Source organism: Muriicola sp. E247 (assembly GCF_041358175.1).
In the GTDB taxonomy this organism is placed as follows: Bacteria; Bacteroidota; Bacteroidia; order Flavobacteriales; family Flavobacteriaceae; genus Muriicola.
In genome coordinates, this window is the sequence record NZ_JBGKBE010000007.1 from 34,007 (window position 1) to 49,420 (window position 15,414).

The following is a 15,414-nucleotide window of genomic DNA, read 5'->3' on the forward strand; positions in this document are numbered from 1 at the left end:
ATGGCCGGGAAAGAAATAGTCAAGGAATATCAGAATGAAGGGATCACAGTAATCTGGAAACCCGGGAAATGTATTCATGCGGCCGTATGCGTCAAAACCTTACCCGAGGTATACAAACCCGATGATAAACCGTGGATCAACCCGCAAAACGCCTCGGTAGAGGCTTTACAGTCGCAAATCGACCGATGTCCTTCCGGTGCATTATCATATCGCATTAAAAATGAGAAACAGAAACCTGAAAATAAAAAAAGTAATATGAGTCAGAAAGTAGAAGTAACTCCCAACGGACCTTTGATGGTACACGGGGAATTGGAGATCACCATGGTAGATGGAACAACAGAAACCAAGAAAAGGGCCACCGCATTTTGTCGTTGTGGGGCTTCGGATAACAAACCCTTCTGTGATGGTAGTCACAAGGGTATAGATTTTGAAGACAGCTAAGAAACCAAAACAGGGATTGAGATAGCCATGATTAAGAAGTAATGAACAAAACACTGCTATTATATCTGCTAGTATCACTATCCTACCTAGGACATACTCAAACGCATTCTGTGATTTCCAGACTCGAGACTTATGATCTGACAACAGGGAAAAGAGATCTTATCCTGGAGGAAAATACCCATTTTGAAGCTCCTAACTGGAGCAGTGACGGGACGTATTTTATTATCAACCAGGAGGGCCTGCTTTATCGGATTTCTCTCGACGGAAAGCACAGGGAAGTCATTGAATCGGGTAACGCAAAACAGTGTAACAACGACCACGGCATCTCTCCGGATGGTACAACGATTGCCATCAGCAATAACGATTTGATCGAAGGGGCTGAATACGGGACATCCCGGATCTACACCCTTCCAATTGAAGGGGGCACACCCAAACTGGTTACAACAGAATTCCCTTCCTACTGGCATGGCTGGGCTCCGGATGGAAAATCCATGGTCTATACGGCGCACAGAGAAGGCGATTATGATATTTACAGCATAGGAACTGATGGCGGAAAAGAAACCCGACTAACCAATGAGCCGGGACTCGATGACGGGCCGGAGTACAGTCCAGACGGCAACTATATCTATTACAATTCCTTTCACTCCGGAAGCATGGAGCTCTGGAGGATGAAACCCGATGGGTCCGGGAAAGAACAGCTTACAAAAGATGCCTATTCAAATTGGTTCCCCCACCCCTCCCCTGATGGGAAATATCTCGTTTTCCTCTCCTATCTTGAGGATCAGGGTCAGGCCCACCCTGCATTAAAAAAGGTAGCTGTCCGACTTTACGATTTACAGAGTAGAGAGATATCCACACTCTGTAGTTTCACGGGAGGTCAGGGCACTATCAATGTACCCTCCTGGGCACCTGATAGTAATAGGTTTGCCTTTGTTTCCTATGAAGAGACAGGAACACAGAAATAATAATAAAACCGAGTATAAAATGAAATACATTATCATCCTGGCATTGCTCTGTATCCCCCTGGCAGGTCATTCTCAGACGTTTTCGTACCGAATAGATCATTATTCCATGATCGTATCAGACCTTGAAAAAACCGGCAATTTTTACGCCGATGTGCTGGGCCTACAAGACATCCCCCACCCTTCCAACGCCGCCGGCTTCAGATGGTTTAGTATTGACGGGACTGCACAATTACACCTCATTAAAAAAGATAAAGTGGAAAAAAACAGATCAAAAAGTGAACATCTGTGCCTCTCTATCTCAGATCTTGACAAATTCATTGCATACCTGAAGGACACTAATATTTCCTATTGGGATTGGGAAGGAACCAAATGGGCTGTTTCCGTACGAGGCGATGGGGTACGTCAAATTTATCTTCTCGACCCTGAGGGCAACTGGGTAGAGATCAATAATGCCCATAGCTAAGCCCTTGTGCATGACATTTCCATTAACATATCTATAAGACACACCAACTTGGGTAATCCTTATTTTTGAAAGTTATTTAAAATCTATGGCCAACTCTATCCGTTTTATCAAACCCCTGGGGTTTCCCTGGGAAACTGAAGATCCCTTTTTATTCTGCGTATATCACCTCGATCATTATCCAAAAGGAAACGAACAAATGGGTCCGGCCGCATCCCTGGAAGGGCGAAATCTTGGGAATGATTTTACCCTCAATGCTCAGGGGTGGCGAATGTACCACGGACATACGGTGCCTGGTTTTCCATATCACCCCCATCGGGGTTTTGAGACCATTACCATCGTAAACAAAGGATTTTGCGATCATTCCGATTCCCTGGGAGCCGCAGGTCGTTTTGGCCAGGGCGACGTTCAATGGATGACTGCAGGCCGAGGAGTACAGCATTCCGAGATGTTTCCCTTGTTGCGGGAAGATAGAGACAACCCCCTTGAACTTTTTCAGATATGGCTGAATCTTCCCAAAAAAAACAAGATGGTGGATCCCCATTTTAAAATGCTATGGCACGAAGAAATTCCGGAAGTGACATTGGAAGGAGTATCAGTCCGCCTTATTGCCGGTTCTTACCAAGGAAAGAACGCACCCTCACCAGCGCCCGATTCATGGGCGGCTAGGGAAGAAAATCATGTAGCTATATGGAATCTGCACCTCGAACCCGGTGCAAGTTTTACTTTTCCTGAAATTCCTGATTATGTAAATCGCACCCTGTATTTTTATGAAGGTGATTCCTGTGTTATAGATAGCACGCGAATAAAACCAGAAAATGGCATCGGCTTAAATTCCAAAGAGGTGGAAGTAACCAATAATGGTTTGGAAACTGCTCATTTTTTGATGTTGCAGGGCAAACCCATTGATGAACCTGTCGCCAAATACGGTCCTTTTGTAATGAATACTGACCAGGAGATTCAGCAGGCGATGCAGGAGTACAGGCTCACCCAATTTGGCGGCTGGCCCTGGCCTTATCCAGACCAGGTACACGACAGGGAAAAAGGCAGATTTGCTAAATATCCGGATGGAACCCTGGTTGAAAAATAACCTTATTGGAAACGATTCGTCTTTTATTGGATTTTGGGTTGATGGTCCTTATCTGGATGGTGCAGCTCATAGTGTATCCGGGTTTTATTTATTATTCGGAAGAAGCACTTATTCAATGGCACAAAAAATATACCCCTAGGATATCCCTGCTCGTAATTCCCATGATGTTGGGTCAGCTCATGCTTTACGGCTCTCTTTTGCAACAGGAAAAAACGATGTACAGTGTATCCGGATTTGTCTTGGTACTGTTGGTCTGGTTGCTCACCTTTACCATTTTTGTACCCAGGCATAAAGCCATTTCGGCGGCTGAGTTTTCCCGTAATACTTTGGTCGAATTAGCAAATCTGAATTGGTTGAGGACCGCAATTTGGACGGCCTTGTTTATTTGGAATTACCTTACTACACACGCTTAATCTCCTATAAAGAATCCAGGAGCCAACATCCCCTTTACTTCATCCGGATGCCTCTTGAGGTAAGAAGCCACGAAGGGGCATAATGGTGCCAGCTTCACACCGAGATTTCGGATATGTGCGAATACTTTTTTCAGCAATGCACTCCCCACTCCTTTTCCTTCAAGATGTACGGGGACTTCTGTATGAGTTAGATAGATAACCCCCTGCTTGTTTTGCATATATTCAACATAGGCCACTCCTTCGGGAAGTTGTAGTTCAAATCGCTTCTGATTCCCTACCGTGTTAAGTACAAGTGGAAGATTATTGTAAGAAGTACTCATCAAACTCTGGTAATATGAGCCCCGATAGCCCTAAGTCGGGTATCTATGTCCTCATATCCCCTGTCAATTTGTTCAATATTGTGAATAGTGGAGGTTCCCTTGGCCGAAAGGGCAGCTATCAGTAGGGAAACGCCCGCCCTGATATCAGGAGATACCATAGTTGTGGCTTTAAGGGTCGATTTAAAATCGTGACCGATCACCGTAGCTCGGTGCGGGTCGCATAAAATAATCTTTGCGCCCATATCTATGAGTTTGTCGACAAAGAACAAACGGCTTTCAAACATTTTCTGGTGGATGAGTACTTCTCCTTTGGCCTGAGTGGCAACGACAAGAATAATGCTAAGCAAATCAGGAGTTAAACCCGGCCAGGGAGCATCGGCAACAGTTAAGATGGATCCGTCAATATAATTATGGATCTTATATCCGCTCGTATGGGCAGGAATAAAAATATCATCTCCTTTTTTCTCAATGGTAATACCCAGTTTACTAAAGGCTGTAGGAATCTGGCCCAGATTTTCCCAGCTCACGCCTTTAATGGTGAGTTCACTCTTCGTCATCGCAGCAAGGCCGATCCAACTACCAATTTCAATCATATCGGGCAACATGGTATGGCTGGTACCTTTCAGGGCATCTACCCCTTCAATCTCAAGTAGATTGGAACCTATCCCACTGATCTTTGCGCCCATCCTGTTCAACATCTTGCAAAGTTGCTGGAGATAGGGTTCGCAGGCTGCGTTGTAAATTGTAGTTTTTCCTTCGGCCAGTACAGAAGCCATTACAATATTGGCAGTACCTGTTACAGAAGCTTCGTCGAGGAGCATATAGGTCCCCTTGAGTTTTTTGGCTTCAACACCGTAAAAATGTTCTTCTTTATTGTATCTGAATTTAGCCCCAAGTTTGATAAAGCCCTCAAAATGGGTGTCGAGGCGTCTTCGCCCTATTTTATCTCCTCCTGGTTTTGGGATATATCCCTGGCCAAATCTGGCGAGTAAGGGTCCAACCAGCATGATAGAGCCCCTAAGGCCCCTGCCGTCCTGCTTAAACTGGTCTGAAAGCAGGTAATCCAGGTTAACATCATCGGCCTTAAACGAATAAGATCCTTTTCCTTTCTTCTGAATTTTTACTCCCAGGTCCTCCAGGAGCGCAATAAGTTTATTGACATCAACTATGTCCGGTATGTTGTGGATGGTAACTTCTTCAGGTGTAAGTAGTACGGCGCATAAGATCTGAAGCGCTTCATTTTTAGCCCCCTGTGGCGTAATACTACCGTGTAGTTTGTGTCCGCCTTCTATTTTAAATGTCCCCATGAATTACGCAGAAATTAGTAGCGTTTCTTACCTCTGTTACTGCGTTGTCCCTTTTTGCCGGATCCGCTGGGCCTGCTGCTTTTTGTAACTCTCTGTTTCAGGAATTGCACGCTTTCGGTGAGATTTGCCCCATCTGACGCAAGGTCGATTTGTCCGTCACTTAACTCGTATAAATGCTTAAAAATAACTTTGTCATCAACCGTATCCTTATTCCAGTTCAGGTAGCACTTTTTCATATGGTTGGCAATTGCGTATTCAAGGCCGGCGCGCTTGTCACCCTTTTCCCACTGAATAGCAACATCGATCATCCTTTTTATATTATTCCCGTAAAATCGGTACTTAGGATGGTTCTGGGGATATTCGAGAGGTTCTGGGCGGGCTTGTAGCAATTCCTGACTCGTAATCGGGAATGGAGAGTCCACGTCGAGTTTAAAATCGGACATGATGAACAGCTGATCCCACAATTTATGCTGAAAATCAGGTACATCCCTGAGGTGCGGCTGAAGGTTTCCCATCACTGAAATAATCGATTGGGCTACCTTATTTCTTTCTTCCCTGTCTTTTATAGACATGGCATAATCAACCATTTTCTGAAAATGACGCCCGTATTCCGGAATTATCAGGTATGGTCGTTCTGTATTATATTCTAAAGTTTCTACGGAATTCAAAGTGCTGTATTTTAATTGGTGAACAAGCTTGGAAGTAATTCTAAATCGATGGCAAATTACTAAAATTATGGCAGATTACCTATCTTAAAGGGAGATAACACCCTCTACCTTGGCTACTTCCCTGTAATTTTTAATCACGGCATCTGGATCAGCGAGATTTACGGTTACCGACAGGCTCGTATACTTTCCCTTACTCGATTTTCTGGATTCGATAACCGCACCGGTATTGTCGAAAATACGTTCAATAGCTTTAATCTTATCATCGTCGGTGGGGACAATAAACTTATACAAATAATCCGAAGGCCAGGTGCTTGTGCGGAGAAGTTCTTCCTTTAACCGCTTGTAAAATTCATCGGAGCTATCATTCTTCATGCAATTTCTTTTTGCAAATATAAAGGGAATCATCATATTTTACCGCCATAAGAGTATTGTTTACTTTTGTTGGGAAGATGGGGAGATAATGCCAAAACGAATTGTAATAACAGGAGGGCCGGGTACCGGAAAGACATCAGTAATAAGCCTGCTGGAAGAACAGGGTTATTATTGCTTCCACGAAGTGGTAAGAAATTTTACTACAAAAGCCAAACAATCAGCTGATTCTGAAGCTTTGCATTCTAATCCCCTGACATTTGTGGATGATCCCTTTCTTTTTAACCGGCATATATTGGAAGCAAGGTTATCTCACTTCAAGGCAGGGGAAGAATTGAAGCGTGAAGTGGTTTTTTATGACAGAGGCCTTCCTGATGTACTGGCCTATATGAGGTATTTCAATCAGTCCTACCCTGAAGAATTTATAAGGTATTGCAAAGATCACAGGTATGATCAACTGGTGGTATTACCCCCCTGGGAGGCAATTTATACCAGAGATGATGAGCGTCTTGAGACTTTTGATCAGGCGATGGAAATACATGAAGAGTTATTGAATATGTATTCAGAATTTCAATACACTTCCCTGGAAGTCCCTATTGGAAGTATAGAGGAAAGGGCTAATTTTATTATTAATAATGTGATTCCTGCCTCGTGAAAAATTCACCCGCTGATATCCTGTTAACCTACTGGGGGCATGATTCCTTCAGGGGATCTCAGGAAAAAATTATCTCCGCAGTGCTTAATGGGGAAGATGTCCTGGCTTTGCTTCCCACAGGAGGCGGTAAATCTGTCTGTTATCAGATTCCTGGCCTGATGCTTGACGGCATTTGTATTGTAGTCTCACCCCTTGTAGCCTTAATCCGTGACCAGGTAAGCAGTTTACGGGAAAAAGGAATTAAGGCAATTGCACTTACTGGAGGTATTTCCTTTGAAGAAACAATAACCTTATTGGATAATTGCCTGTATGGGGGGTATCAATTCCTTTATCTGTCACCTGAGCGATTGCAACAACCTCTGGTGCAGGAGAGGATCGGGCAGATGAATCCGGGCCTGTTTGCCATAGACGAGGCCCATTGTATCTCGCAATGGGGTATTGACTTCAGGCCCGCATACCTTCAGTGTGCTGTTCTTCGAGAAATGCACCCAGAGGTACCTTGTATTGCTCTAACGGCTACTGCCACCTCAAAAGTGGCTGCAGATATTACAGATAACCTGAAAATGCCCGCCCCTTTTGTGGTTAAGGATTCGTTTTCAAGACCCAATCTGATCTATAGAGTAAAAAAACAGGAAAACAAGAACCAGCAACTCGTACAACTGTTTAAAAAGGATTCTCCATCGGCAATTGTCTATGTTCGGAGCAGGCGTAAAACCCAAGAGCTTTCCCGACTGCTTACAGAACATGGCGTCAGTGCCAGTCCTTTTCACGGGGGAATGACACGCAATGAAAAAGACGATAAACTAAGGGCATGGAAGCAGGATAAAATAAAAGTGATGGTTGCGACCAGCGCTTTTGGGATGGGTATTGACAAGGCTGATGTAAGGAAAGTGATCCATTTTGAATTACCGGAAAGCATTGAAAGTTACTTCCAGGAGGCAGGCAGAGCCGGGCGAGACGGAAATCCTGCAGAGGCAGTCCTTTTGGTAAATCCGGAAGATGAAAATCGTCTTGTAAAACAATTTGTTGCAGTGCTCCCTGATGTTGCCTTTATCAAGCTATTATACAATAAACTGAACAATTACTTCCAAATTGCTTATGGAACTGAGGAGGCCCGTGATTTTCCGTTTAATTTCAATCATTTCTGTGAGACCTATGGCTTAAATCCCTCCCTGGTCTATAACGGACTTCGACTACTCGATCAGAACTCAGTTATATCCCTATCACAGCATTATTCTCAAAAGACCTCTGTTCAGTTTACGGCAACCAAAGCTGCTATTTTTAATTATCTGGACGTTAATCCAAAAAGCATTAAAGTGATTCAAACCCTCCTTAGGACCTATGGTGGTGTATTTGAATTTGAAACCAAAATTAATCCAACCCTGATAGCCAAAAAATCGGCTGTAAAAGAAGAAGAGGTATTATCCGTTCTTAAAAAAGCAGAGAAGGATGGTATTCTATTATTTCAGAACGAACAACAGGATATGAGCATCACCTTCCTCGTCCCCAGGGAAGATGAACGGACCATTAATTCATTTGCGCACAAGATTAAAGAGCTCAACAGGGTTAAAGTAGAGAATGTCCGGGCAGTGCTGGCCTATGTGAAAAATGATACCGAATGCAAGTCGGTACAGCTGTTGTCCTATTTCGGAGAGGAAAATTTCCGGCCATGCGGCGCCTGCGATGTTTGTCTTAGCCATTCATCTGTGACAGACCAGGAAATTAAAGAACTCGACAGGGATATTCTGGAGTTAATTCAAAAAAGGGCTTTGTCGCCTCAAAATCTGATTAATTCACTTGGCCGGGATAAGGAATTAGTTTTAAAAGAATTGCGCTACCTTATGGAAGAGGGAAAGATCGTATTAACCAATAAGAATGAATATATACTTACGAAATGAGGAAATTGCGAATTGTATTTATGGGAACCCCGGATTTTGCAGTGGCTTCATTAGCGGCCCTGGTAGAAAACAACTACACAGTGGTAGGTGTAATCACTTCTCCAGACAGGCCTGCAGGAAGAGGACGCAGTCTCCGGCAATCGGCAGTTAAGAAATATGCGGTGGAGCAAGGGCTAAAACTATTACAGCCCACCAATTTGAAGGCTTCAGATTTCCTTGATGAACTTCAATCCTTAAAGGCCAATTTACAGGTTGTTGTAGCTTTCAGGATGTTACCAAAACCTGTATGGGCCATGCCCGAATACGGCACTTTTAACCTGCATGCTTCCCTACTCCCCGATTATCGTGGGGCGGCACCGATTAATTGGGCTATCATAAACGGCGAGACAAAAACGGGGGTGACGACATTCTTTATAGACGAAAAAATAGATACGGGAGCTATCATCCAGCAAGCGGAATGCGAGATTAAAGAAACTGACAACGCGGGTTCCCTCCATGATCGATTGATGCTCTTGGGGGCCGATCTCGTCGTATCAACCGTAAGATTGATTGCAGAAAATAATGTAGAAACCTATAATCAGAAAGATCTCAAGACACCTCATGCTGCCCCTAAACTAACCAGGGAAAATTCCCGGATCCAATGGGACCAGTCATTTAAAGCAATATACGATCATATTCGTGGCCTGAGCCCCTACCCTGCCGCCTGGACTACTCTAGTAAATGGAGAGGAAGAGATATATATAAAGGTATATTCTGCTGATTATATTAAGGAGGAACATACGCATCAGCACGGGAAGGTTCTCAATGAAAAATCAAGGATAAGAATAGCAGTCAGTGATGGTTTTATTGATATGGAAGAGATACAATTGCCGGGGAAGCGAAAAATGAGTGCCAGAGAAGTCTTAAACGGACTAAAATTGGAAGATAATGCGCATGTTGTCTGAAGTCCCGTTATTGTTGGCCTGAAAGAATCCGCTAAAAAATTACCACTTTATCAACAAACCCTTGAAGTTATTAACAAAAACCTCGATTTCCCTTGATTTTACTTGCGTTAACGGCAAATCCGTATAAATTTGTTGGAGCTTTAAAATGTTTAACAACAATTAATTTACTTAAATTATGAACAAAACAGAATTAATCGATGCTATGGCAGCTGACGCTGGCATCACAAAGGCAGCCGCTAAGAAATCATTGGAATCCTTTTTGGGAAATGTTGAAAAATCTCTTAAAAAAGGTAACAGAGTTTCTTTGGTTGGATTCGGATCATGGTCAGTATCTAGAAGAAGTGCTAGAGAAGGAAGAAACCCTTCTACTGGAAAAACAATCCAAATTAAGGCAAAAAATGTAGTTAAATTCAAGGCTGGTTCTGATTTGAGCAGCGCTGTTAACTAATTTTTGTTCTGTACAATATATTTAAAGCACCTCATAACCGAGGTGCTTTTTTTATTCTACCATTTTTTGTAGTTAGACAGTTTTATTCTATTTTAGAAAAAAGGAACTTCCCAAAATGACAAGTTTAAAACCTAAGAAAGGAAAGCTTTTAATTGCCGAGCCTTCATTAACAGGGGATGTTTCCTTCAACAGATCTGTAGTACTGATCGCCGAACACAATGAAGAAGGCTCTGTCGGTTTTATCCTCAACAAACCCCTGGATTACGATATTAGCGAACTGATCAGTGAGATCATGGTTCCCTTTCCCGTTTTTAATGGTGGGCCCGTAGAGCAGGACAACCTCTATTTTATCCACAAAGTCCCTCATCTGATCAACGACAGTGTAGAGATCTCAGACGGGATATTCTGGGGTGGTGATTTTGAAACCACCATAAGCCTGATCAACAAAGGGATTATTACCCCTAAGGATATTCGTTTTTTCCTGGGTTATTCAGGATGGTCTTCGCTTCAGCTCGACCAGGAACTGGTTTCAAAATCCTGGATTGTAGTCAAGAATCACTACGAGAGTCAGATCATTGAGAAATCGGCAAATTCCTTCTGGAAGGAAAAAATGATGGAATTGGGAGGGGATTACCTCCTTTGGTCAAACGCCCCTGAAAACCCAAGCCTTAACTAAGTCGGGCAACAGCATTGAGCTTCCCCAAAATATTTTTTGCCACTTCAGTTTGATAGGTCGCTTTTCTGTAATGGGTGATGGATTGAATACCTTCAGCAATATTGGAAATAAAGAGCTCATCGGCCTTTTGTAATTCAAATGGGGAAATAGACGCCTCAATTAGCTCATATTCAGGAGTTTTTCCAACAAGTTCAATAATTTTCTTTCTGATCACTCCATTTTTACATCCATCTGATAAGGGCGGTGTTTTGATTGCCTTCCCACTTACCAGATATAAATTTCCTTTCAGGGTTTGCACCACGTTTTTTTCATCGTTGAGGAGAATACAGTCGTTATAGCCATTTTCCGAAGCGTAAACTCGCCCGATTGTATTCAATATTTTATTGACAGAAGACAAACCGGAAAGCATTCCTGCCTGTACATAGAAATCCTTGTATAGGTCCACTTTGTATTCTGTATCCGGATGCAGATAAAAATGCGAGTTATGTTCTTCTAAACTGATAATATAGCTCACATTTCTTTTTACCCCCACCTGATTTGCTGGAGTGTTTACGAATACATATAATTCTGCCAATACAGGTTCGGAGGAAAGTTGGGATGCCTCAATCGTCTTAAATATTTCCTCCTGCAGGAATTCCATGGTAAAATTCATAGGGATTTCCATCCGGAGAATTCGCATGGAAGCCATTAGCCTGAGATAGTGTTCTTCCCAAAAACAGATCTTTCCGGGAAGTATTCGTATTGTTTCTGTCAGCGCATCTGCATGGGAAAATCCTCTGTTTTGCACGCTGAGATATAAGGAATCATCCTCCAGTAAATCCCCCTCGTAATTAATCATAAAAAAAGCCTTGAAAATTTCAAGGCCAAAGATAGTGCTTCTCTTATGAATTATTATTTGGACCCTAACACCTGTTTAAGATCCGCTATCTGATTTTCCCATAACATTTTTGCTTCATCGATCTCATCCTCTTCGGCGAAATCAGTGATAAACAGGGAAACATCACTTGTGATCTCATCAACTATGATCCTCATCTCAAAATAGGCGTCGTCCTCCACGTGCTCCCAGGCAAAGCGAATAAACTCATCACTTTTCTTTTTCAGAAGTTTTGCCTCTTCTTCAGAACCGTCCCAGATAAAACTAAAGCGTTCCCCTCTGGAATTGACATTATCAGCAAACCATTCTGAAAGCCCCGAGGGGGTAGAGAGATACTGAAAGAGCAATTGCGGTGAAGACTGTATTACGAATTCTAACTCAAACTTTGTTTTATCGGACATTTGGGGGTATTTTCTTGCGGACAATATATATATTTCTATATGATAAAAAAATATTCTCCCATAATTATTTTTTGAGACCCTAATTTTGATGTAGCCAAAATTAAACTTTATATTTGCAGCCGCTTACAAAACCTATGGCGAGGTAGCTCAGGCGGTTAGAGCGCAGGATTCATAACCCTGAGGTCGGGAGTTCAAGTCTCCCTCTCGCTACTAAAAAGACCACGATAACGTGGTCTTTTTTTTATTTTCTAAAGTAGTGCGTTTTCCTAAGAATAAATCCTGACTAAATGCCCCCTGCCTAAATCAGCATTAAGGCTTTTCACTGAGGTAATTAAGTACATTTACCCCGATCCGCTTTTGGATATCCGAAATATCTGCTGCCTCAAACTCTTCTCCGGTGATATTTTCATACAATTCTATGTAGCGCTCCGAAACTGAAGTGATGTATTCATCAGTCATTTCAGGCACTTCCTGCCCTACCAGGCCCTGGAACCCATGCTGTATAAGCCACTGCCTGACAAATTCTTTTGATAATTGCTTTTGGGGTTCATTGTTATCCTGCCGTTGCTGATAGCCATCGGCATAAAAATAACGCGAAGAGTCGGGCGTATGAATCTCGTCAATAAGAACAATGGTACCGTCCTTACGCATTCCAAATTCGTATTTAGTATCTACCAGGATCAATCCCCTTTTAGCGGCAATTTCACTGCCTCGCTGAAATAATGCCCTGGTGTATTTTTCAAGGATCTCATAGTCTGCCTCAGAAACAATACCACGCCTTAGTATATCTTCTCTGGAAATGTCCTCGTCATGATCTCCCTTATCTGCTTTTGTGGCAGGGGTGATAATGGGCTCCGGGAAGCGATCATTCTCTTTCATCCCTTCAGGCATGGAAACACCACATATTGATCGTTTTCCACTTTTGTATTCCCTGGCGGCATGGCCCGATAAATATCCGCGGATCACCATCTCTACCTTAAAGGGCTCACAGGCATACCCAACCGCCACATTGGGGTCAGGGGTGGCAAGAAGCCAGTTAGGTACAATATCGGCCGTGGCCGCCATCATTTTTGTCGCGATCTGGTTAAGGATTTGCCCTTTGTAAGGAATTCCTTTGGGCATGACCACATCAAAAGCCGAGAGTCTGTCTGTAGCAATCATCACCAGAATATCGTTTTCCAGGGTATAAACCTCCCTTACTTTGCCTTTGTACACGTTTTTTTGTCCGGGAAAGCTAAAGTTGGTACTGACGATCGTATTGTTACTCATAGGTATTCTCAATTCTGATGCTCAATATTCTTATACGCATCGATGACCTTTTTTACCAATTTATGACGGATCACGTCTTTGTCATCTAGGTAGATCATCTGGATTCCCTGGACATTTTTAAGGATTAACAAGGCCTCCTTTAGTCCTGAAATCACCCTTCGCGGAAGATCGATTTGTCCCGGATCACCGGTGAGCAGGAATTTGGCATTTTTCCCCATCCTGGTCAGAAACATCTTCATCTGGGCATGGGTGGTATTCTGGGCTTCATCGAGGATGACAAAAGCATGGTCTAGCGTTCTCCCCCTCATAAACGCCATTGGCGCGATCTGGATGGTTCCGTTTTCTATATAATGGGCCAGTTTTTCTGAAGGGATCATATCGCGTAAAGCGTCGTATAGAGGTTGCATGTAAGGATCGAGCTTTTCCTTAAGGTCACCGGGTAAAAAGCCCAGGTTCTCCCCTGCTTCCACTGCCGGACGCGTGAGGATAATCCTTTTTACCTCCTTGTTTTTCAGAGCGCGAACCGCCAGGGCCACACCCGTATAGGTCTTACCGGTTCCCGCAGGACCAATTGCAAAGACCATGTCATTTTTGGACATCGCATCTACCAGACGGCGCTGATTTACGGTCTGAGCCTTGATATACCTGCCACTTACACCATGGACAAGGATATCATTACTGTCAGCCGGAGCCGATAGTTCATCCTTTCCGTTGCTGGTGAGCACCCTCTCGATCACATTCTCATCCAACTTGTTGTACTTGGCAAAATGAGCCGTCAACATATGAAAGCGCTTATCAAATTCATCGAGCAACTGATCATCTCCGTAAACCTTGATCTTACTCCCTCGGGCAACGATCTTTAGCTTGGGAAAATATTTCTTAAGCAGGTCAATATGTTCGTTCTGTTGTCCAAAAAATTCTCTTGGACTAATATCTGTGAGTTCTAGCGTGAGTTCGTTCAAGGAAGTTTGTTCTTATTTGTAATGGGGTGAATATAAATTTCGCAACGCTGTTTTTTTGATTAATTTTGACGTACAAACTTAAGAATAAAACGGTTTGAAGACCCAAAAAAATATCAACATTGCTTCATGGCGATCATTACCCTAACTACCGATTTTGGATATAAAGACCATTTTGTAGGCGCCATAAAAGGAACGATATACACCGAGCTGGAAGATGCAAAAATTGTTGATATTTCTCATGCCATTAGTCCATTCAACATACAGGAATGTGCTTATATCCTGAAAAATTCATACAAGGCCTTCCCTAAAGGCACCATTCATATAGTGGGAGTTGATGCAGAATGCACTGCCGAAAATCAACATCTCGCCGTCTATGTTGACGGTCACTACTTTATCCTTGCAAACAATGGGGTAAGTAGCCTGATCACCGCCGAGATCAAACCAGACAAGGTAGTAGAATTAAAGATTCCCAACCCTCAACCGGGAGCTTTTCCCGTGCTCGAGGTTTTTGTAAAAGTAGCCTGTCATATTGCCAGAGGAGGCACTTTGGAGGTTGTGGGGAAAAAATTCGATGACCTCAGGCAACTAAAGGACTTTTCCCCAAGAATCACCAACAACGGGAATACTATTGCAGGCGGTGTGATCTACATTGATAATTACGGGAACGTGGTAACCAATATTCAAAAAAGCCTTTTTGAAGCTTACAGGAAAGGTCGGGATTTTGAGCTACTGGCAAGAAATAAAAAAATCAGCAGGATAGAGAATAATTACAGTGATATTATCGACTTTGAACTCGATAAAAATCAGCGCAAAGGACCCGGGGACCTGCTGGCGCTTTTTAATTCTGCAGATTATATTGAACTGGCCATTTATAAAAGTGATCCTAATACCGTTGGCAGTGCCTCTTCCCTGCTTGGACTTGACTACAGGGATACGGTAACCATAAATTTTAAATAGATGATCGTACGCATTGTTAAGCTCGAATTCAAAAAGGAAAATATTAGTAGTTTTGAGCGCATTTTTGACACGACTAAAGATAAAATAAGAAGTTTTGAAGGCTGTACTCTGCTTGAGCTTTATCAGGATACCCATGAGCCATCTATCTTCTTTACCTATAGCCAGTGGGAAAGTGAAGAGTATCTGGAGGCTTACCGGAACTCCGGCTTCTTTAAAGAAGTTTGGGGTAAGACAAGAGAGTTGTTTGCTGACAAACCGGCGGCCTGGAGTGTTCAGAAAATCCACAGTTTAAACTGA

Annotated in this window: 20 protein-coding genes and 1 tRNA gene; 13 read left to right on the forward strand and 8 right to left on the reverse strand. The window is 42.9% G+C overall.

Translation table 11 applies throughout. The features are described from left to right. From ACA086_RS10740 to ACA086_RS10760, 5 genes are all read left to right on the forward strand, one after another. Positions 1-441, forward strand: a complete 441-nt coding sequence (locus ACA086_RS10740) for a (4Fe-4S)-binding protein (RefSeq protein ID WP_371003309.1) — start codon at positions 1-3, stop codon at positions 439-441. Positions 442-551: 110 nt separating this feature from the next. Beyond that, positions 552-1,406 carry a TolB family protein gene (locus ACA086_RS10745; protein ID WP_371003310.1) on the forward strand — a complete coding sequence of 285 codons (855 nt, stop codon included), beginning with the start codon at positions 552-554 and terminating at the stop codon, positions 1,404-1,406. A gap of 19 nt (positions 1,407-1,425) precedes the next feature. Next, positions 1,426-1,869: a VOC family protein gene (locus ACA086_RS10750; protein ID WP_371003312.1), complete on the forward strand. Its 444-nt coding sequence runs from the start codon at positions 1,426-1,428 to the stop codon at positions 1,867-1,869. An 85-nt stretch (positions 1,870-1,954) separates the two neighbouring features. Beyond that, positions 1,955-2,956: a pirin family protein gene (locus ACA086_RS10755; protein WP_371003313.1), complete on the forward strand. Its 1,002-nt coding sequence runs from the start codon at positions 1,955-1,957 to the stop codon at positions 2,954-2,956. A gap of 5 nt (positions 2,957-2,961) precedes the next feature. Next, positions 2,962-3,369: a hypothetical protein gene (locus ACA086_RS10760; protein ID WP_371003314.1), complete on the forward strand. Its 408-nt coding sequence runs from the start codon at positions 2,962-2,964 to the stop codon at positions 3,367-3,369. Here ACA086_RS10760 and ACA086_RS10765 read toward each other — a convergent pair. The 4 genes from ACA086_RS10765 to ACA086_RS10780 all read right to left on the reverse strand — a co-directional run bounded on the left by ACA086_RS10765 (position 3,366) and on the right by ACA086_RS10780 (position 6,036). Next, on the reverse strand, positions 3,366-3,689 hold the full coding sequence (locus ACA086_RS10765; RefSeq protein ID WP_371003315.1) for a GNAT family N-acetyltransferase: 324 nt from the start codon (positions 3,687-3,689) through the stop codon (positions 3,366-3,368). The two genes, ACA086_RS10760 and ACA086_RS10765, sit on opposite strands and share 4 nt — an antisense overlap. Continuing rightward, positions 3,689-4,996, reverse strand: coding sequence for a UDP-N-acetylglucosamine 1-carboxyvinyltransferase (murA, locus tag ACA086_RS10770; protein WP_371003316.1), 1,308 nt, complete (start codon positions 4,994-4,996; stop codon positions 3,689-3,691). Before murA ends, ACA086_RS10765 begins: the two co-directional genes overlap by 1 nt. A 14-nt stretch (positions 4,997-5,010) precedes the next feature. Continuing rightward, a complete protein-coding gene (locus tag ACA086_RS10775) occupies positions 5,011-5,664 on the reverse strand; it encodes a DUF4290 domain-containing protein (RefSeq protein WP_371003317.1) in 654 nt (217 codons plus the stop codon). An 84-nt stretch (positions 5,665-5,748) separates the two neighbouring features. Next, positions 5,749-6,036 (reverse strand): DUF493 family protein, encoded by a 288-nt coding sequence (locus ACA086_RS10780; protein ID WP_371003318.1) that lies wholly within the window; start codon positions 6,034-6,036, stop codon positions 5,749-5,751. A gap of 88 nt (positions 6,037-6,124) precedes the next feature. Here ACA086_RS10780 and ACA086_RS10785 point away from each other — a divergent pair, with 88 nt between their 5' ends. The 5 genes from ACA086_RS10785 (at position 6,125) to ACA086_RS10805 (ending at position 10,654) form a co-directional block, all read left to right on the forward strand. Beyond that, positions 6,125-6,688: an AAA family ATPase gene (locus ACA086_RS10785; RefSeq protein WP_371003319.1), complete on the forward strand. Its 564-nt coding sequence runs from the start codon at positions 6,125-6,127 to the stop codon at positions 6,686-6,688. Next, positions 6,685-8,586, forward strand: coding sequence for an ATP-dependent DNA helicase RecQ (locus ACA086_RS10790; RefSeq protein ID WP_371003320.1), 1,902 nt, complete (start codon positions 6,685-6,687; stop codon positions 8,584-8,586). Before ACA086_RS10785 ends, ACA086_RS10790 begins: the two co-directional genes overlap by 4 nt. Then, on the forward strand, positions 8,583-9,530 hold the full coding sequence (gene fmt, locus ACA086_RS10795; protein WP_371003321.1) for a methionyl-tRNA formyltransferase: 948 nt from the start codon (positions 8,583-8,585) through the stop codon (positions 9,528-9,530). Before ACA086_RS10790 ends, fmt begins: the two co-directional genes overlap by 4 nt. Before the next feature lie 175 nt (positions 9,531-9,705). Beyond that, positions 9,706-9,978 carry an HU family DNA-binding protein gene (locus tag ACA086_RS10800; protein ID WP_369747626.1) on the forward strand — a complete coding sequence of 91 codons (273 nt, stop codon included), beginning with the start codon at positions 9,706-9,708 and terminating at the stop codon, positions 9,976-9,978. A gap of 115 nt (positions 9,979-10,093) precedes the next feature. Next, entirely contained in the window at positions 10,094-10,654 is a 561-nt protein-coding gene (locus tag ACA086_RS10805; RefSeq protein WP_369747625.1) for a YqgE/AlgH family protein, read from the forward strand. Here ACA086_RS10805 and ACA086_RS10810 read toward each other — a convergent pair. Beyond that, positions 10,647-11,492 (reverse strand): aminotransferase class IV, encoded by an 846-nt coding sequence (locus ACA086_RS10810; protein ID WP_371003323.1) that lies wholly within the window; start codon positions 11,490-11,492, stop codon positions 10,647-10,649. The genes ACA086_RS10805 and ACA086_RS10810 overlap by 8 nt on opposite strands. Before the next feature lie 53 nt (positions 11,493-11,545). Next, entirely contained in the window at positions 11,546-11,929 is a 384-nt protein-coding gene (locus ACA086_RS10815; protein ID WP_369747623.1) for an START-like domain-containing protein, read from the reverse strand. Between the two features lie 136 nt (positions 11,930-12,065). Here ACA086_RS10815 and ACA086_RS10820 point away from each other — a divergent pair. Continuing rightward, positions 12,066-12,139 (forward strand) — tRNA-Met (locus ACA086_RS10820). Between the two features lie 99 nt (positions 12,140-12,238). Here the strand turns inward: ACA086_RS10820 and ACA086_RS10825 are convergent. Beyond that, the gene (locus ACA086_RS10825; protein ID WP_371003325.1) at positions 12,239-13,198 is read right to left on the reverse strand and encodes a phosphoribosylaminoimidazolesuccinocarboxamide synthase; all 960 of its coding nucleotides are present in this window, start codon (positions 13,196-13,198) and stop codon (positions 12,239-12,241) included. Positions 13,199-13,206: 8 nt separating this feature from the next. Then, on the reverse strand, positions 13,207-14,160 hold the full coding sequence (locus ACA086_RS10830; RefSeq protein WP_369747621.1) for a PhoH family protein: 954 nt from the start codon (positions 14,158-14,160) through the stop codon (positions 13,207-13,209). 126 nt (positions 14,161-14,286) lie between these two features. On the opposite strand from ACA086_RS10830, the gene ACA086_RS10835 reads away from it, so the two are divergent. Further along, positions 14,287-15,117 carry an S-adenosyl-l-methionine hydroxide adenosyltransferase family protein gene (locus ACA086_RS10835; RefSeq protein ID WP_369747620.1) on the forward strand — a complete coding sequence of 277 codons (831 nt, stop codon included), beginning with the start codon at positions 14,287-14,289 and terminating at the stop codon, positions 15,115-15,117. After that, positions 15,118-15,414 (forward strand): putative quinol monooxygenase, encoded by a 297-nt coding sequence (locus ACA086_RS10840; protein WP_371003327.1) that lies wholly within the window; start codon positions 15,118-15,120, stop codon positions 15,412-15,414. It abuts the gene before it with no gap.